The 19,239-nt window shown below is 42.5% G+C and carries 15 protein-coding genes, 1 tRNA gene and 1 pseudogene; 14 read left to right on the top strand and 3 right to left on the bottom strand.

Annotation, left to right across the window (positions count from 1 at the left end; all coding sequences use genetic code 11):
- Positions 1-72: 72 nt before the first annotated feature.
- From HT688_RS07820 to HT688_RS07770, 11 genes are all read left to right on the top strand, one after another.
- Entirely contained in the window at positions 73-813 is a 741-nt protein-coding gene (locus HT688_RS07820; protein ID WP_050107537.1) for a TrmH family RNA methyltransferase, read from the top strand.
- A gap of 54 nt (positions 814-867) precedes the next feature.
- Positions 868-1,551 carry a Bax inhibitor-1/YccA family protein gene (locus HT688_RS07815; protein ID WP_172923690.1) on the top strand — a complete coding sequence of 228 codons (684 nt, stop codon included), beginning with the start codon at positions 868-870 and terminating at the stop codon, positions 1,549-1,551.
- A 111-nt stretch (positions 1,552-1,662) separates the two neighbouring features.
- On the top strand, positions 1,663-2,655 hold the full coding sequence (gene asnA / locus HT688_RS07810) for an aspartate--ammonia ligase (protein WP_000747993.1): 993 nt from the start codon (positions 1,663-1,665) through the stop codon (positions 2,653-2,655).
- A gap of 64 nt (positions 2,656-2,719) precedes the next feature.
- Positions 2,720-3,259: a 16S rRNA (guanine(966)-N(2))-methyltransferase RsmD gene (rsmD, locus tag HT688_RS07805; protein WP_000706960.1), complete on the top strand. Its 540-nt coding sequence runs from the start codon at positions 2,720-2,722 to the stop codon at positions 3,257-3,259.
- Positions 3,249-3,737, top strand: coding sequence for a pantetheine-phosphate adenylyltransferase (coaD, locus tag HT688_RS07800; RefSeq protein ID WP_001280764.1), 489 nt, complete (start codon positions 3,249-3,251; stop codon positions 3,735-3,737). The genes rsmD and coaD overlap by 11 nt, the downstream gene beginning before the upstream one ends.
- Complete coding sequence (locus HT688_RS07795; RefSeq protein WP_007284885.1) at positions 3,721-4,758, top strand: SepM family pheromone-processing serine protease; 1,038 nt, start codon at positions 3,721-3,723, stop codon at positions 4,756-4,758. The genes coaD and HT688_RS07795 overlap by 17 nt, the downstream gene beginning before the upstream one ends.
- Positions 4,759-4,815: 57 nt before the next feature.
- Positions 4,816-5,046, top strand: a complete 231-nt coding sequence (locus tag HT688_RS07790; protein WP_023933289.1) for a DUF1146 family protein — start codon at positions 4,816-4,818, stop codon at positions 5,044-5,046.
- A 23-nt stretch (positions 5,047-5,069) separates the two neighbouring features.
- Positions 5,070-6,353, top strand: a complete 1,284-nt coding sequence (gene murA / locus HT688_RS07785; RefSeq protein WP_000358021.1) for a UDP-N-acetylglucosamine 1-carboxyvinyltransferase — start codon at positions 5,070-5,072, stop codon at positions 6,351-6,353.
- On the top strand, positions 6,346-6,534 hold the full coding sequence (locus HT688_RS07780) for a DNA-directed RNA polymerase subunit beta (protein WP_001036519.1): 189 nt from the start codon (positions 6,346-6,348) through the stop codon (positions 6,532-6,534). The genes murA and HT688_RS07780 overlap by 8 nt, the downstream gene beginning before the upstream one ends.
- Positions 6,535-6,572: 38 nt before the next feature.
- Complete coding sequence (gene endA / locus HT688_RS07775; RefSeq protein WP_001036782.1) at positions 6,573-7,403, top strand: DNA-entry nuclease EndA; 831 nt, start codon at positions 6,573-6,575, stop codon at positions 7,401-7,403.
- A gap of 336 nt (positions 7,404-7,739) precedes the next feature.
- Positions 7,740-9,071: a hemolysin family protein gene (locus HT688_RS07770; protein WP_000390030.1), complete on the top strand. Its 1,332-nt coding sequence runs from the start codon at positions 7,740-7,742 to the stop codon at positions 9,069-9,071.
- Between the two features lie 186 nt (positions 9,072-9,257).
- On the opposite strand, the gene HT688_RS07765 is transcribed toward HT688_RS07770, so the two are convergent.
- A tRNA-Cys gene (locus tag HT688_RS07765) sits at positions 9,258-9,328 on the bottom strand.
- Positions 9,329-9,740: 412 nt separating this feature from the next.
- Between HT688_RS07765 and rpoB the strand changes: the two genes are divergently transcribed.
- The 3 genes from rpoB (at position 9,741) to ndk (ending at position 17,584) form a co-directional block, all read left to right on the top strand.
- Positions 9,741-13,352 (top strand): DNA-directed RNA polymerase subunit beta, encoded by a 3,612-nt coding sequence (gene rpoB / locus HT688_RS07760; protein WP_050223224.1) that lies wholly within the window; start codon positions 9,741-9,743, stop codon positions 13,350-13,352.
- Between the two features lie 32 nt (positions 13,353-13,384).
- Positions 13,385-17,062 carry a DNA-directed RNA polymerase subunit beta' gene (rpoC, locus tag HT688_RS07755; RefSeq protein ID WP_050208229.1) on the top strand — a complete coding sequence of 1,226 codons (3,678 nt, stop codon included), beginning with the start codon at positions 13,385-13,387 and terminating at the stop codon, positions 17,060-17,062.
- A 108-nt stretch (positions 17,063-17,170) separates the two neighbouring features.
- Complete coding sequence (gene ndk / locus HT688_RS07750) at positions 17,171-17,584, top strand: nucleoside-diphosphate kinase (protein ID WP_000438299.1); 414 nt, start codon at positions 17,171-17,173, stop codon at positions 17,582-17,584.
- 247 nt (positions 17,585-17,831) lie between these two features.
- Here ndk and cbpJ read toward each other — a convergent pair whose 3' ends face one another.
- On the bottom strand, positions 17,832-18,755 hold the full coding sequence (gene cbpJ, locus HT688_RS07745) for a choline-binding protein CbpJ (RefSeq protein ID WP_000771145.1): 924 nt from the start codon (positions 18,753-18,755) through the stop codon (positions 17,832-17,834).
- 18 nt (positions 18,756-18,773) lie between these two features.
- Positions 18,774-19,239: pseudogene (locus tag HT688_RS11845) on the bottom strand (choline-binding protein G); the annotation flags it as partial.

Here is a 19,239-nt window from a genome sequence, read left to right as displayed (position 1 = left end):
AGATGTTTTTTGATTTTAGTCCAGTATAACCTTTTGCATACCAAACCCCTTTGATTGTGTTATAATATTTCTATGACTATTATAACCTCAAAAGCCAATTCTGTGGTAAAAAATGCTAAGAAATTACACCAAAAAAAATACCGCAAGTCTGCCTATTTGATTGAAGGCTGGCACTTGTTTGAAGAAGCTGTCCAAGCTGGAGTGACGATTGAGAAAATCTTTGCCCTAGAAAGTTACCGAAATCAGTTAGCTGCTTTTCCGCAAACTATCTGGGTGTCAGAGGATATTTTACTAGATTTGGCGGATTCTCAGACTCCACAGGGAATCGTTGCGGTGGTTCAAAAAGAAGAAGTAGGACAAGCTGACTTTAGTCAGGGCAAGTTCTTGTTTTTGGAAGATGTGCAAGATCCTGGTAATGTAGGAACCATCATTCGAACTGCGGATGCAGCAGGCTTTACAGGAGTGATTGTTTCAGATAAATCGGCAGATATCTACAGTCTCAAGACCTTACGTTCCATGCAAGGCAGTCATTTTCATCTGCCTATTTACCGGATGACTAGCCAAGCGCTCCTTAAGGAAACCAAAGAGGCAGCTATCCCTGTGCTAGCTACAACCCTATCTAAAGATTCTGTTGATTACAGAGAACTGCCTCCTATAGAAAATTTTGTACTAGTCATGGGAAATGAGGGCCAAGGAATTAGTCCCCTTATGGCTGAAAGTGCAGACCAGTTGGTCCATATTAGCATGAAGGGGCAGGCGGAGAGTTTGAATGTTGCCATTGCAGCTGGTATTTTGATTTTCCATTTAAGCTAATTTTAACTTTTTTTGTTATAATCAAGGAAAGATGTTCATAGAAAAGGAGAAAAGATGAATCACACTATTATACATGACCGTGTAGGTCTCAATCAATTTTACGCTAAGGTATATGCCTTTGTTGGTCTGGGAATCGGACTATCTGCTCTGGTATCAGGCCTTATGTTGACGGTCTTTCAGTCTCAGTTGCTTTACTTTTTGATGCAGGGGCGTCTCTGGTTGACCATTGCAACCTTTGCAGAATTGGCCTTGGTTTTCGTTGCCAGTAGCATGGCTTCAAGAAATAGTCCAGCTGCTCTTCCAGTATTTTTGCTATACTCTGTTTTAAACGGTTTTACCCTTAGTTTTGTGGTAGCCTTCTATACTCCGGGTACAGTTTTATCTGCCTTTGTATCGAGCGCCCTTCTCTTCTTTGTCATGGCTGCAGTTGGTATCTTCACCAAGAAAGATTTGAGCGGTCTTGGTCGAGCTATGATGGCGGCTCTGATCGGTTTGATTATTGCTATGATAGTCAATATTTTCTTGTCTAGCGGTTTCTTTGATTATATGATTAGCATAGCCATGGTCTTGGTTTTCTCAGGACTGATTGCTTGGGATAACCAAAAGATTCGCCTCGCCTATGAACAATCACAAGGTCGTGTAGCGACAGGCTGGGTGGTGTCAATGGCTCTCAGTATCTATCTTGATTTTATCAATCTCTTCCTAAGTATTTTACGTATCTTTGGTCGTAATGATTAAAAGGTCTATAAAATCAGTGTTTTGAGTGACACTGATTTTTTTAAAATTTTCTCTTTTCTTTTCTTGGAAATAGGTGTATAATATGTTTATTAAATTTTTGAGGAGTTGTCTATGAAGAAAAGTTTTATCCATCAACAAGAAGAAATTTCCTTTGTCAAAAACACTTTTACCCAGTATTTGAAAGATAAGCTAGAAGTTGTCGAAGTTCAAGGTCCTATCTTGAGTAAGGTCGGTGACGGAATGCAGGACAACCTGTCTGGTGTGGAAAATCCAGTATCGGTCAAGGTTCTCCAAATCCCTGATGCTACTTATGAAGTGGTGCACTCACTTGCTAAATGGAAACGCCACACCTTGGCTCGTTTTGGCTTTGGTGAAGGAGAGGGTCTCTTTGTCCACATGAAAGCCCTTCGTCCAGATGAGGATTCCTTGGATGCAACCCACTCTGTTTATGTTGACCAGTGGGACTGGGAGAAGGTTATCCCAAATGGTAAGCGTAACATCGTTTATCTAAAAGAAACAGTTGAGAAGATTTATAAGGCTATTCGCCTGACTGAGCTAGCTGTTGAAGCTCGCTATGACATCGAGTCTATCTTGCCAAAACAAATCACCTTTATCCATACAGAAGAATTGGTAGAACGCTACCCAGACTTGACACCTAAAGAACGTGAAAATGCGATTTGTAAAGAATTTGGAGCCGTCTTTTTGATTGGTATCGGTGGCGAGTTGCCAGATGGTAAACCGCACGATGGACGTGCACCAGACTATGATGACTGGACAAGCGAGTCTGAGAATGGCTACAAGGGTCTAAATGGTGATATTCTTGTCTGGAATGAGTCTTTAGGTGGAGCCTTTGAGTTGTCTTCTATGGGAATTCGTGTAGATGAAGAAACTCTTAGACGTCAGGTGGAAATTACAGGTGATGAAGACCGCTTGGAATTGGAATGGCACAAGTCTTTGTTGAATGGCCTATTCCCATTGACAATCGGTGGAGGAATTGGACAATCTCGTATGGCCATGTTCCTACTTCGCAAGAGACACATCGGAGAAGTGCAAACAAGTGTTTGGCCTCAAGAAGTCCGCGATACTTACGAAAATATTTTGTAGAGAATCGAACCGCAAGGTTCGGTTTTCTTTCTCTTTTTGTCTATAATTTGGTATAATAAACAGTATGAAAATCGTATCAGGAATCTATGGGGGACGTCCCCTCAAGACACTAGAAGGCAAGACAACAAGACCTACTTCGGATAAGGTTAGGGGAGCCATTTTTAACATGATTGGTCCCTACTTTGAAGGGGGACGAGTCTTGGACCTTTATGCAGGTAGTGGTGGTTTATCTATCGAAGCAGTATCGCGTGGCATGTCCAGTGCTGTTTTGGTGGAGCGAGACCGTAAGGCTCAGACCATCGTGGCTGAAAATATCCAGATGACCAAGGAAGTTGGAAAATTTCAACTCCTCAAGATGGATGCAGAGAGGGCATTGGAACAGGTATCTGGGGAATTTGACCTCGTTTTCTTAGACCCTCCCTATGCCAAGGAACAAATCGTAGCAGATATTGAAAAAATGGCTGAGAGAGAGCTTTTTTCTGAAGATGTTATGGTTGTGTGCGAGACGGATAAGGCCGTTGAACTTCCAGAAGAGATTGCCTGTCTGGGTATCTGGAAGGAAAAGATTTATGGAATTAGTAAGGTGACAGTCTATGTCAGATAAGATTGGCTTATTCACAGGCTCATTTGATCCGATGACAAATGGGCATCTGGATATGATTGAACGGGCGAGCAGACTCTTTGATAAGCTCTATGTCGGTATTTTTTTTAATCCCCACAAACAAGGATTTCTTCCTATCGAAAATCGTAAACGGGGGTTAGAAAAGGCTGTGAAACATTTGGGAAATGTTAAAGTCGTGTCTTCTCATGATGAATTGGTGGTCGATGTCGCAAAAAGACTGGGGGCTACTTGCCTAGTGCGAGGCTTGAGAAATGCGTCGGATTTGCAATACGAAGCCAGTTTTGATTACTACAACCATCAGCTGTCTCCTGATATAGAGACTATTTATTTACATAGTCGACCTGAACATCTCTATATCAGTTCATCAGGCGTTAGAGAGCTTTTGAAGTTTGGTCAGGATATTGCCTGCTATGTTCCCGAGAGTATTTTGGAGGAAATAAGAAATGAAAAAAAAGATTAGATGGCCCTTATACGTCATTGCGGCCTTGATTGTGACTTTCTTGGCATTTGTAGTGCCCTTGCCTTATTATATAGAGGTTCCAGGTGGTTCGGAAGATATTCGCCAAGTCCTTAAAGTAAATGACACAGAAGATAAGGAAGCTGGTGCCTATCAATTCGTTACGGTTGGTGTTCAACATGCCACTTTAGCTCATATGATTTATGCTTGGTTGACACCTTTTACAGATATTCGTAGTGCTCAGGAGACTACAGGTGGTTCTTCCGATGTTGAATTTATGCGAATCAATCAATTCTACATGCAAACATCGCAAAATATGGCCAAGTATCAAGGACTAAAAACAGCTGGTAAGGATATCGAACTCAAGTACTTTGGCGTTTATGTTTTGAATGTGACGGATAATTCAACCTTTAAAGGGATTCTCAATATCTCTGATACGGTCACAGCAGTCAATGATCAGACCTTTGATAGTTCCAAAGACTTGATTGATTACGTCAGTTCTCAAAAATTAGGGGACTCCGTCAAGGTCACCTATGAAGAGGATGGGCAAACCAAGTCTGCAGAAGGAAAGATTATCACCTTGGAAAATGGAAAAAATGGGATTGGAATCGGCTTGATTGATCGTACAGAGGTAATCAGCAATGTCCCAATTAGCTTTTCAACAGCTGGTATTGGCGGCCCAAGTGCTGGTCTCATGTTTAGTCTAGCTATCTATACTCAAATAGCTCACCCAGATCTTCGTAATGGTCGTATTGTTGCTGGTACAGGTACCATTGACCGCGATGGGAATGTGGGGGATATTGGAGGTATTGATAAAAAAGTTGTAGCTTCGGCTAGGGCAGGTGCCGCTATTTTCTTTGCCCCTGATAATCCTGTTAGCGAAGAAGAACAAAAAGCACACCCGGATGCAAAAAACAACTACCAAACAGCCCTAGAAGCATCCAAAACAATCAAGACAGATATGAAAATCGTGCCCGTTAAAACCCTACAAGATGCAATTGATTACTTGAAAAACAATCCCTAGTTTTTAAGTGAAGTTTCCAAACTAGCGCACAAACAGAGAAGATGGTATAATAGTCAAATGGTTCAATTATTATTCACTCTAAGCAGTCACATGCTCTTTATTTATGTGAGTTTTTACCTTTTAAAGGATCTTGTTAGATGGGAAAAGGTTTTAAAAGTGACAGCTGAGAATACAAGAAAAGTTCGTTTATTAGTAGGTTTTTTCAGCATTGTAATGGGCTATATCTTGAGTTCTTTCTTTATCAGCCTGTATCATTTGTGGCAAGAAGCGCTTAGAGGATTATTATAAAATCAAGAGTAAAGGAAACGAGTATGGACAAAATTGTTGTTCAAGGTGGCGATAATCGTCTGGTAGGAAGTGTAACCATCGAAGGAGCAAAGAATGCAGTCTTGCCCTTGTTGGCAGCGACTATTCTAGCAAGTGAAGGAAAGACAGTCTTACAGAATGTACCGATCTTGTCGGATGTCTTTATTATGAATCAGGTGGTTGGTGGTTTGAATGCCAAGGTTGACTTTGATGAGGAAGCCCATCTTGTTGAGGTGGATGCTACTGGCGACATCACTGAGGAAGCCCCTTACAAGTATGTCAGCAAGATGCGCGCCTCCATCGTTGTATTAGGGCCAATCCTTGCCCGTGTGGGTCATGCCAAGGTATCCATGCCAGGTGGTTGTACCATTGGTAGCCGTCCTATTGATCTTCATTTGAAAGGTCTGGAAGCTATGGGGGTTAAGATTAGTCAGACAGCTGGTTACATCGAAGCCAAGGCAGAACGCTTGCATGGCGCTCATATCTATATGGACTTTCCAAGTGTTGGTGCAACGCAGAACTTGATGATGGCAGCGACCCTAGCTGATGGGATGACAGTGATTGAAAATGCTGCGCGTGAGCCTGAGATTGTTGACCTAGCCATTCTCCTTAATGAAATGGGAGCTAAGGTTAAGGGTGCTGGTACAGAGACCATTACCATTACCGGTGTTGAGAAACTTCATGGTACGACTCACAATGTAGTCCAAGACCGTATCGAAGCAGGAACCTTTATGGTAGCTGCTGCCATGACTGGTGGTGATGTCTTGATTAAAGATGCTGTCTGGGAGCACAACCGTCCCTTGATTGCCAAATTGCTTGAAATGGGAGTGGAAGTGACGGAGGAGACGGAAGGAATTCGCGTTCGCTCTCAACTAGAAAATCTAAAAGCTGTTCATGTGAAAACCTTGCCCCACCCAGGATTTCCAACAGATATGCAGGCTCAATTTACAGCCTTGATGACAGTCGCAAAAGGGGAATCAACTATGGTGGAGACAGTTTTCGAAAATCGTTTCCAACATCTAGAAGAAATGCGTCGCATGGGCTTGCATTCTGAGATTATCCGTGATACAGCTCGTATTGTTGGTGGTCAACCTTTGCAGGGAGCGGAAGTTCTTTCTACTGACCTTCGTGCCAGTGCAGCCTTGATTTTGACAGGTTTGGTAGCACAGGGAGAAACTGTGGTCGGTAAATTGGTTCACTTGGATAGAGGTTACTACGGTTTCCATGAGAAGTTGGCGCAGCTAGGTGCTAAGATTCAGCGGATTGAGGCAAGTGATGAAGATGAATAAGAAATCAAGCTACGTAGTCAAGCGTTTACTTTTAGTCATCATAGTACTGATTTTAGGTACTCTGGCTCTAGGAATCGGTTTAATGGTAGGTTATGGAATCTTGGGCAAGGGTCAAGATCCATGGGCTATCCTGTCTCCAGCAAAATGGCAGGAATTGATTCATAAATTTACAGGAAATTAGGCTGGAGAACCAGCCTTTTTCTAAAGATAAGGAGAAATATGAACAAAAAAACAAGACAGACACTAATCGGACTGCTAGTGTTATTGCTTTTGTCTACAGGGAGCTATTATATCAAGCAGATGCAGTCGGCACCTAATAGTCCTAAAACCAAGCTTAGTCAGAAAAAACAAGCGTCTGAAGCTCCTAGTCAAGCATTGGCAGAGAGTGTCTTAACAGACGCAGTCAAAAACCAAGTAAAAGGGAGTCTGGAGTGGAACGGATCAGGTGCTTTTATCGTCAATGGTAATAAAACAAACCTAAATGCCAAGGTTTCAAGTAAGCCCTACGCTGATAATAAAACAAAGACGGTGGGCAAGGAGACCGTACCAACCGTGGCTAATGCCCTCTTGTCTAAGGCTACTCGTCAGTACAAGAATCGTGAAGAAACTGGGAATGGTTCGACTTCATGGACTCCTCCAGGCTGGCATCAGGTCAAGAATCTAAAGGGCTCTTATACCCATGCAGTCGATAGAGGTCATCTGTTAGGCTATGCCTTAATCGGTGGTTTGGATGGTTTTGATGCCTCGACAAGCAATCCTAAAAACATTGCTGTTCAGACAGCCTGGGCAAATCAGGCGCAGGCCGAGGATTCGACTGGTCAAAACTACTATGAAAGTAAGGTGCGTAAAGCCTTGGACCAAAACAAGCGTGTCCGTTACCGTGTAACCCTTTACTACGCTTCAAACGAGGATTTAGTTCCTTCAGCTTCACAGATTGAAGCCAAGTCTTCAGATGGAGAATTGGAATTTAATGTTCTAGTTCCCAATGTTCAAAAGGGGCTTCAACTGGATTACCGAACTGGAGAAGTAACTGTAACTCATACTCAATGAAAATCAAAAAGCAAACTAGGAAGCTAGCCGCAGGTTGCTCAAAGCACAGCTTTGAGGTTGCAGATAAAGCTGACGTGGTTTGAAGAGATTTTCGAAGAGTATCAGTAAAAGATAAGATAAACTCCTATATCACTTATGGATGTAGGAGTTCTTTTTTCTAGTTTAAGTAGGGCTAGAGTAGGTACTAAGAAAAAATGGTAACTTCTAAAACTAACTTCCAGTTTTGGGAGAGAGATGGAAGTTACTTTGAGAAGTTACGCTAAGAAAAAAATAATATGTATTGGATTAAATTTTGTGATATAATAAAGGATAAGATACTATTTTAGGAGAAGAACTATGGAAGACCCAAGTAGTCAGAATTTGTTGCTACAATTTGTTTTATTGTTTATCTTGACGGTATTAAATGCCTTTTTCTCAGCCACAGAAATGGCCATGGTTTCTCTTAATCGTGCCCGAGTTGAACAAAAGGCGGAAGAAGGAGACAGACGCTACATCCGCCTGCTGAAGGTACTAGAAAATCCTAACCACTTTTTATCAACCATTCAGGTAGGAATCACCCTGATTACAATCTTATCAGGGGCGAGTTTAGCTGATACTCTAGGACGTGTGATTGCCTCTTGGCTTGGGAATAGCGAAACAGCACAAGCCGTGGCAACTTTTCTATCCTTGGCATTTTTGACCTATATTTCCATCGTTTTTGGGGAATTATATCCTAAGAGAATCGCTCTTAATCTAAAGGATGCCTTGGCCATTCGTACAGCGCCGGTTATCATTGGGATCGGAAAACTAGTCAGTCCTTTTGTTTGGCTTTTAGCTGCTTCGACCAATTTCTTGAGCCATTTGACTCCTATGTCATTCGATGATGCGGATGAAAAGATGACCCGTGATGAAATTGCCTATATGCTGACAAATAGTGAAGAAACGTTGGATGCTGATGAGATTGAGATGCTACAAGGTGTCTTTTCGCTCGATGAACTGATGGCACGAGAGGTTATGGTTCCTCGGACAGATGCTTTTATGGTGGATATTCAGGATGATAGTCAAAGCATTATCCAAAGTATTTTAAAACAAAACTTTTCCCGTATACCAGTTTACGATGGGGATAAGGACAATGTAATTGGAATCATTCACACCAAGAGTCTCCTTAAGGCTGGTTTTGTGGATGGTTTTGATAATATTGTTTGGAAGAAAATCTTACAAGATCCACTTTTTGTACCTGAAACTATTTTTGTGGATGACTTGCTAAAAGAATTGCGCAATACCCAAAGACAAATGGCAATCTTGCTGGATGAATACGGTGGTATGGCTGGTTTGGTGACTTTGGAAGACCTCTTAGAGGAAATTGTTGGTGAAATTGATGATGAAACGGACAAAGCAGCAATAGATGTTCATCAGATTGGCGAGGATACCTACATTGTTCAAGGAACGATGACCCTCAATGATTTCAATAATTACTTTGATGTTGAACTGGAAAGTGATGACGTTGATACCATTGCTGGTTACTATTTGACAGGAGTGGGGACCATTCCGACGACTGAGAAACTTAGCTATGAATTGGTCAGCCAAAACAAACAACTTATCTTAACCAATGATAAAGTGAAAAATGGACGTGTTACCAAGGTAAAAGTCCAAATTACCGAAGTTGAAATAGAAGAAGAAACAGAGTAAACTAGAGGCTTTTGTCACCAGGTGTGACGAAGCTTTTTTCAGTTGATTTCATGAGGGAATTATGTCATGGAAAGAACTTTGCCCCAAAAGTTTTTCAAAATTATCCGTATTTATCAGAAGAAAAATAAAAAAGCCCTTCAAATTGGGCTTTCTGTTCATTTGAAACCTGATAAATCAAGTTATAGAAGGCGGTAGACGGATTTGAACCGACGATCAAGCTTTTGCAGAGCCGTGCCTTACCACTTGGCTATACCGCCTTAACGTTTCTTATTATACCTTGAAAATGATTTTCAGTCAATAGCTTTTTCAGTTTTTTGTACCATAGTGTGATTCGAATGTGATGCCAAGTTTTCTATGGGAAAAAATTACCAAAAAACTACTGAATCCCCTTGAAAAATCTAGCTAAATAGGGTATAATATGAGTAATCATTTGTCGTAGGTTTTGTCTGAAATATTGTCCAGACAGGACTCACAGCAGTTAAATCTTCTGAAAAGTCAGATTTAGCTGCTCTTTTTGTGCTTTTTTTCAGGATTTCGAGTATTTGTAACAAAGACTTAAAGATTCTGAAAATTTATCAAAGGGACACGGTGATAGGGGTTTTATAACCATATGACGATTAGAAAGCCTGATTGACAAGGCTTGGAACTTATTTACAAAGGAGAATCATCTTGGCAGGACATGACGTTCAATACGGGAAACATCGTACCCGTCGTAGTTTTTCAAGAATTAAAGAAGTTCTTGACTTACCAAATTTGATTGAAATTCAAACTGATTCATTCAAAGCTTTCCTAGATCACGGTCTTAAGGAAGTATTTGAAGATGTATTGCCAATTTCAAACTTCACAGACACAATGGAGTTGGAATTTGTTGGATATGAAATCAAGGAACCAAAATACACGCTAGAAGAAGCTCGTATCCACGATGCTAGCTACTCAGCACCAATTTTTGTAACATTCCGCTTGATCAATAAAGAAACAGGCGAAATCAAGACCCAAGAAGTTTTCTTTGGTGATTTCCCAATCATGACAGAAATGGGTACTTTCATCATCAATGGTGGTGAACGTATCATCGTATCTCAGTTGGTTCGCTCGCCAGGTGTTTACTTTAATGACAAAGTAGATAAGAACGGTAAAGTGGGTTACGGTTCAACGGTTATCCCTAACCGTGGAGCTTGGTTGGAACTTGAAAGCGACTCAAAAGATATCGCCTACACTCGTATCGATCGTACTCGTAAGATTCCATTTACAACCTTGGTTCGTGCGCTTGGTTTCTCAGGTGATGATGAAATTTTTGATATCTTTGGTGATAGTGAATTGGTTCGCAACACTGTTGAAAAAGATATCCATAAGAACCCAATGGACTCTCGTACAGACGAAGCTTTGAAAGAAATTTACGAACGCCTTCGTCCAGGTGAGCCTAAGACAGCTGAAAGCTCACGTAGCTTGCTTGTGGCTCGTTTCTTTGACCCACGTCGCTATGACTTGGCAGCCGTTGGTCGTTACAAGATTAACAAAAAACTCAATGTCAAAACACGCTTGCTCAACCAAACTATTGCTGAGCCATTGGTAGACCCTGAAACAGGCGAAATCTTGGTAGAAGCTGGTACAATCATGACTCGTAGTGTGATTGAAAGCATTGAAAGCCATTTGGATGGTGATTTGAACAAGATTGTCTACATTCCAAATGATGCAGCCGTTGTGACTGAGCCTGTTGTTCTTCAAAAATTCAAGGTTGTTGCTCCAACTGATCCAGACCGTGTCGTAACAATCATTGGTAATGCCAATCCAGATGACAAGGTTCGTATCGTCACTCCTGCAGATATTCTTGCTGAGATGAGCTACTTCCTCAACTTGGCTGAAGGACTTGGCCGTGTAGATGATATCGACCACCTTGGAAACCGTCGTATCCGTGCGGTTGGTGAATTGCTTGCCAACCAAGTACGTCTTGGACTTTCTCGTATGGAACGTAATGTCCGTGAACGTATGTCTGTTCAGGACAATGAAGTCTTGACACCGCAACAAATTATCAACATCCGTCCTGTAACAGCTGCGGTGAAAGAATTCTTTGGTTCATCACAGTTGTCACAGTTCATGGACCAACACAACCCGCTTTCTGAGTTGTCTCACAAACGCCGTTTATCAGCCTTAGGGCCTGGTGGTTTGACACGTGACCGTGCTGGATATGAAGTTCGTGACGTGCATTACACTCACTATGGTCGTATGTGTCCAATCGAGACACCTGAAGGACCTAACATCGGTTTGATCAATAACTTGTCATCTTACGGACATTTGAACAAGTATGGTTTTGTTCAAACACCATACCGTAAAGTTGACCGTGAAACAGGCGTTGTTACGAACGAAATCGTTTGGTTGACAGCCGATGAAGAAGATGAATTTACTGTAGCACAGGCTAATTCTCGTCTGAACGAAGATGGAACCTTTGCTGAGAAGATTGTCATGGGACGTCACCAAGGGGTCAACCAAGAGTATCCAGCGAATATTGTTGACTACATGGACGTTTCACCAAAACAGGTAGTTGCCGTTGCGACAGCATGTATTCCTTTCTTGGAAAACGATGACTCCAACCGTGCCCTCATGGGAGCCAACATGCAACGTCAGGCTGTGCCATTGATCAATCCTCAAGCACCTTACGTTGGTACTGGTATGGAATACCAAGCAGCCCACGATTCAGGAGCTGCTGTGATTGCTCAGTATGATGGTAAAGTTACGTACGCAGATGCTGACAAGGTAGAAGTTCGTCGTGAAGATGGTTCATTGGACGTTTACCACATCCAAAAATTCCGTCGTTCAAACTCAGGTACTGCCTACAACCAACGCACTCTCGTAAAAGTTGGCGATGTCGTTGAAAAAGGCGATTTCATCGCTGACGGACCTTCTATGGAAAATGGAGAAATGGCGCTTGGACAAAACCCAATCGTTGCCTACATGACTTGGGAAGGTTACAACTTCGAGGATGCCGTTATCATGAGCGAACGCTTGGTCAAAGACGATGTCTACACATCTGTTCACCTTGAAGAATACGAATCAGAAACACGCGATACAAAGCTTGGGCCTGAAGAAATTACTCGTGAAATTCCAAACGTTGGTGAAGATGCCCTTAAAGACCTTGACGAAATGGGTATTATCCGTATCGGTGCTGAGGTTAAAGAAGGTGATATCCTTGTAGGTAAAGTAACACCTAAGGGTGAGAAGGACCTTTCAGCTGAAGAACGTCTCTTGCACGCTATCTTCGGAGATAAATCTCGTGAAGTGCGTGATACTTCTCTTCGTGTACCACACGGTGCCGATGGTGTCGTTCGTGATGTTAAGATCTTTACACGTGCAAATGGAGATGAGTTGCAATCAGGTGTCAATATGCTGGTTCGCGTCTACATCGCTCAAAAACGTAAGATCAAGGTCGGAGATAAGATGGCCGGACGTCACGGAAATAAAGGGGTTGTCTCTCGTATCGTTCCTGTAGAAGACATGCCTTACCTTCCAGATGGAACTCCAGTCGACATCATGTTGAACCCACTTGGGGTGCCATCACGTATGAATATCGGTCAGGTTATGGAGCTTCACCTTGGTATGGCGGCTCGTACTCTTGGTATCCACATTGCAACACCAGTCTTTGACGGAGCAAGTTCTGAAGATCTTTGGTCAACCGTTAAAGAAGCAGGTATGGATAGTGATGCCAAAACGATTCTTTACGATGGACGTACTGGAGAACCGTTTGATAACCGTGTTTCTGTTGGAGTCATGTACATGATCAAACTCCACCACATGGTTGATGATAAATTGCACGCGCGTTCAGTCGGACCTTACTCAACTGTTACCCAACAACCACTTGGAGGTAAAGCCCAGTTTGGTGGACAACGTTTCGGTGAGATGGAGGTTTGGGCTCTTGAAGCCTACGGTGCGTCAAATGTCCTTCAAGAAATCTTGACTTACAAGTCTGACGATATCAACGGACGTTTGAAAGCTTATGAAGCTATTACAAAAGGAAAACCAATTCCAAAACCAGGTGTTCCAGAATCCTTCCGAGTTCTTGTCAAAGAATTGCAATCTCTTGGTCTTGACATGCGTGTCCTAGACGAAGATGACCAAGAAGTGGAACTTCGCGACTTGGATGAAGGAATGGACGAAGATGTCATCCACGTAGATGACCTTGAAAAAGCCCGCGAAAAAGCAGCACAAGAGGCTAAAGCAGCCTTTGAAGCTGAAGAAGCTGAGAAAGCAACAAAAGCGGAAGCAACAGAAGAAACTGCTGAACAAGAATAGGCAGTTCACTTAGAATAGAAAGGGAAGAAATAGTGGTTGATGTAAATCGTTTTAAAAGTATGCAAATCACCCTAGCTTCTCCAAGTAAAGTCCGTTCATGGTCTTATGGAGAAGTCAAAAAACCTGAAACAATCAATTACCGTACCTTGAAACCAGAACGTGAAGGTCTCTTTGATGAAGTTATCTTTGGTCCTACAAAAGACTGGGAATGTGCTTGTGGTAAATATAAACGCATTCGTTACAGAGGGATTGTTTGTGACCGCTGTGGGGTTGAAGTAACGCGTACGAAAGTTCGTCGTGAGCGTATGGGACATATCGAATTGAAAGCTCCTGTATCTCACATCTGGTACTTCAAGGGGATTCCAAGCCGTATGGGCTTGACCCTTGATATGAGCCCTCGTGCCCTTGAGGAAGTGATCTACTTTGCGGCTTATGTGGTGATTGACCCTAAGGATACACCACTTGAGCACAAGTCTATCATGACAGAGCGCGAATACCGTGAGCGTTTGCGTGAGTATGGTTATGGATCATTCGTTGCCAAGATGGGTGCCGAAGCTATCCAAGACCTCTTGAAACAAGTAGATCTTGAAAAAGAAATTGCTGAACTCAAAGAAGAGTTGAAAACAGCGACTGGACAAAAACGTGTCAAAGCCATCCGTCGTTTGGATGTTTTGGATGCCTTTTACAAGTCTGGAAACAAACCTGAATGGATGATTCTCAACATCCTTCCAGTTATTCCACCAGATCTTCGTCCAATGTTGCAGTTGGATGGTGGCCGTTTTGCCTCATCTGACTTGAATGACCTTTACCGCCGTGTTATCAACCGTAACAACCGTTTGGCTCGTTTGCTTGAGTTGAATGCACCAGGTATCATCGTTCAAAATGAGAAGCGTATGCTTCAAGAAGCAGTTGACGCTTTGATTGACAATGGTCGTCGTGGTCGTCCGATCACAGGACCAGGTAGCCGTCCACTGAAATCTTTGAGCCACATGCTTAAAGGTAAACAAGGACGCTTCCGTCAAAACTTGCTCGGTAAACGTGTTGACTTCTCAGGACGTTCCGTTATCGCCGTTGGTCCAACTCTTAAGATGTACCAATGTGGTGTGCCACGTGAAATGGCGATCGAGCTCTTTAAACCATTCGTCATGCGTGAAATCGTCGCTCGTGATATCGTGCAAAACGTCAAAGCTGCTAAACGCTTGGTCGAACGCGGAGATGAGCGTATCTGGGATATTCTTGAAGAAGTGATTAAAGAACACCCAGTGCTTTTGAACCGCGCACCGACCCTTCACCGTTTGGGTATCCAAGCCTTCGAGCCAGTCTTGATTGATGGTAAGGCCCTTCGCTTGCACCCGCTTGTCTGTGAAGCCTACAATGCCGACTTTGACGGGGACCAAATGGCCATCCACGTACCGCTTTCAGAAGAAGCCCAAGCAGAAGCTCGTATCCTCATGCTAGCTGCTGAGCACATCTTGAACCCGAAAGATGGGAAACCGGTAGTTACTCCATCTCAGGACATGGTTTTGGGTAACTACTACTTGACCATGGAAGAAGCTGGTCGCGAAGGTGAAGGAATGGTCTTCAAAGACCGTGACGAAGCGGTTATGGCTCACCGCAATGGTTATGTTCACCTCCACTCACGTGTTGGTATCGCAACAGACAGCCTCAACAAGCCTTGGACAGAAGAGCAAAGACATAAGGTCTTGCTTACAACAGTTGGTAAAATTCTCTTCAACGATATCATGCCAGAGGGGCTACCATACTTGCAAGAACCAAACAATGCCAACTTGACAGAAGGCGTTCCAGCTAAATACTTCTTGCCACTTGGTGGAGATATCAAGGAAGCAATCAGTAAACTTGAACTTAACCCTCCATTCAAGAAGAAAAATCTTGGAAATATCATCGCTGAAATCTTCAAACGTTTCCGTACGACAGAAACTTCTGCCCTACTTGACCGTATGAAGAACCTCGGTTACCACCACTCAACTCTTGCAGGATTGACAGTGGGTATTGCCGATATCCCAGTCGTTGATGACAAGGCTGAAATCATTGAAGAATCACACAAACGTGTAGAACAAATCACCAAACAATTCCGTCGTGGTATGATTACAGACGACGAGCGTTACAATGCTGTTACAGCTGAATGGCGTGCTGCTCGTGAAAAATTGGAGAAACGTTTGATTGCCAACCAAGATCCTAAGAACCCAATCGTTATGATGATGGACTCTGGAGCCCGTGGTAACATCTCAAACTTCTCACAGCTTGCCGGTATGCGTGGTCTGATGGCTGCTCCGAACGGACGTATCATGGAATTGCCAATCCTTTCAAACTTCCGCGAAGGTTTGTCAGTACTCGAAATGTTCTTCTCAACTCACGGTGCCCGTAAAGGTATGACCGATACGGCCCTTAAGACAGCCGACTCAGGTTACTTGACTCGTCGTTTGGTTGACGTTGCCCAAGACGTTATCATCCGTGAGGACGACTGTGGAACAGACCGTGGTCTCTTGATCCGTTCTATCGCAGAAGGAAAAGAGATGATCGAGTCTCTCGAAGAGCGTCTCAATGGTCGTTACACTAAGAAAACTGTTAAACATCCAGAAACTGGTGCAGTTATTATCGGTCCAAATGAGTTGATTACAGAAGACAAGGCGCGTGAAATTGTCAATGCTGGTGTGGAAGAAGTGACTATCCGCTCTGTATTTACATGTAACACTCGTCACGGTGTCTGCCGTCACTGTTATGGTATCAACTTGGCGACTGGTGATGCGGTTGAAGTTGGTGAAGCAGTTGGAACAATCGCTGCCCAATCTATCGGGGAACCTGGTACACAGCTTACAATGCGTACCTTCCACACGGGTGGGGTTGCCTCAAATACCGATATCACTCAGGGTCTTCCTCGTGTCCAAGAAATCTTTGAAGCCCGCAATCCTAAAGGGGAAGCGGTTATCACAGAGGTTAAAGGACAAGTTACAGCTATCGAAGAAGATGCTTCAACTCGTACCAAGAAAGTCTTTGTTAAGGGCGAAACTGGTGAAGGCGAATATGTTGTTCCATTTACCGCTCGTATGCGTGTTGAAGTTGGGAACCAAGTAGCGCGTGGTGCTGCTCTGACAGAAGGTTCTATCCAACCAAAACGTCTCCTTGCAGTTCGTGATGTCTTGTCAGTTGAAACTTACCTTCTCGGTGAAGTACAAAAAGTTTACCGTAGCCAAGGGGTAGAAATCGGTGACAAACACATCGAGGTAATGGTTCGTCAAATGATTCGTAAAGTCCGTGTCATGGATCCAGGTGACACAGATCTTCTCATGGGTACCCTCATGGATATCAATGACTTTACAGATGCCAACAAAGATGTCCTTATCGCAGGTGGTGTTCCAGCGACAGGTCGCCCAGTCCTCATGGGAATTACCAAAGCCTCACTTGAAACCAACAGTTTCTTGTCAGCGGCTTCCTTCCAGGAAACAACTCGTGTCCTTACTGACGCGGCTATCCGTGGTAAGAAAGACCATCTCCTTGGACTTAAAGAAAATGTTATCATCGGTAAGATCATCCCAGCAGGTACTGGTATGGCTCGCTACCGTAACCTTGAACCACATGCTATCAACGAAGAAGAATACCTTAATCCTCCAGTAGAGGAAGAAGGAAACGAAGAAACAACAGAAGTAGTTGTGGATACTGCCGTTGAAACTGTGGAAGAAACAGTAGAATAAAAGAGAATGAGAGAGCCTTCGGGCTCTCTTTCGCTTTTCTGAAAACTTTCTCCATTTTTCCATGGAATGTGGTAAAATAAAAGAAAGAAGCTGACAAAGGAGACAGGTATGGAACAAACATTTTTTATCATTAAACCAGATGGTGTAAAAAGAGGACTAGTGGGTGAAGTGTTGAAACGTATCGAACAACGTGGATTTACAATTGAAAAATTGGAGTTGCGTACACAGCTTTCAGAAGAGTTAATTGACCAGCACTATCAGGACTTGGTTGGTCAAAGTTTTTACCCACCGATTCGTGAATTTATGACTTCAGGACCGGTTCTTGTAGGTATCATTTCTGATCCCGAAGTAATCGAAACTTGGCGGACCATGATGGGTGCAACTGATCCAGAAGAAGCTTTACCAGGAACTATTCGAGTTGATTTTGCAAAAGCTGCTGGAGAAAATGAGACTATCCAAAATGTTGTACATGGTTCAGATTCAGAAGAGTCAGCTAAGCGAGAAATTGCTCTTTGGTTTTAAGAGTTGATTGGCTCAATCAATCGGTTAAAAGCTCATTTGAATAGAAAGTATAGTCACATAAAAAAGAAAGGACTAACTTCGTCCTTTCTCATTCTTAGTTTTTCTTCAACCTACTACAGTAGATAAACATACTGAATAGCTACTGTCTTGACTCATTTAATTCTTAAAAATTGATAGAGTTGACAAATGGTAGAAAAAAGCTCTTTTTAATAAGTTAAGTATCAACTACAGTTACGATTAGCATTCGTTACTTAACCCACTCACCATTATAGTTTACGTAGTAACCATCTACTGTGGTATTAACAGCTAGAGCACCTGAACCATAGGCATAATACCATTTACCATTGATTTGGAACCAGCCTGTTTTCATATCTCCATTACTTGCATTTAGATAGTACCATATTGAACCATCTTTCACCCAACCTGTGGACATTGCACCTGATGAACGAAGATAGTACCAGTTATTACCAACATAAGCCCAACCTGTTGCCATTGCACCTGATGAACGGAGGTAGTACCACTTATTGCCAATTTGCTTCCAACCAGTTTGCATGATACCAGTTTCTGAATCTAGATAGTACCAAGCTGAACCATCATTTATCCAACCTACACGTCTTTCACCACCAAGATTCTTATTCCCAGAATTTCCTGTTTTTGCTAGGTAATACCAGTTAGATTGATCATAAAGCCAACCTGTCTTTAAATAATGATCTTGATCAAAGTAGTAGTATGCTAATTTAAGAACTTCGGGACCTTCCCAGCCTTCACCATGTTTTTTCCCAACGGTTAAGGAATATTTTAGCTCTAATTCTTGCCAACCAACAAACTCTTGTAGCACTCCATTTTCGTCAAAGTAGTACCACTCTGACTTTGGAAAACCTTCTAATCTGATACCATTTGGGTAAGGATCAATTGTACTACCTTTAGATGGAAACGGGATATATTGCCAGCCGACAACCATCTCTCCAGATAGAGAATCAAAATAATAGTACTTACCATCAATCACTCGCCAGTAGGTTTCTTTGAGGTTCCCCTTTTTGTAATAGGTTCTACCGTTTTCTTGGACAAACTGCCATCCTTCAGAATCATCTGCAAATACTGTACTGGTCCCTAGCAAACCAAAGAAAATTACTGTTAGTCCAGCTTGCATAGTTTTTTTCAAAAGTTTCATTTATATATACCTCCAATATTAAATCCATTCACCAGATGAAGCGAAATTATAAACTTTACCATCAATAGTTTGGCTACCTGTAACCATTGCTCCACTTGAATTGAGATAATACCAATTTCCTCCCACTTTTATCCAACCGGTTTTCATGTCTCCATTTTTATTATCTAAGTAATACCATCTGCCTCGTATATATTTCCAACCTGTTGCCATTGAACCAGAGTTTTCCAGATAATACCATTTCCCATTTACTTTTTGCCAATCTGTGAGCATCTTACCGGAGGCGTCTAGATAGTACCAAGTGTCATTTATCTTTTGCCAACCTGTTTGTTTCGTACTGTTCTTATAATAGTACCAAGTACCACCAATCAATTTCCAACCATCAATAGAATGCCCTCGAATAACAGAGTAGATGAAAGATAGAGCCTTCTCATTTAACTTGACAGCATAATTCATTTGTTCTGCCTCACTCCCATTGGTATGAACT

It is taken from the genome of Streptococcus sp. 1559 (assembly GCF_013276735.1).
GTDB classification, from domain to species: Bacteria; Bacillota; Bacilli; order Lactobacillales; family Streptococcaceae; genus Streptococcus; species Streptococcus pseudopneumoniae.
The sequence above is the reverse complement of the archived record's forward strand: the minus strand, read 5'-3'. Positions and strand labels throughout refer to the sequence as shown.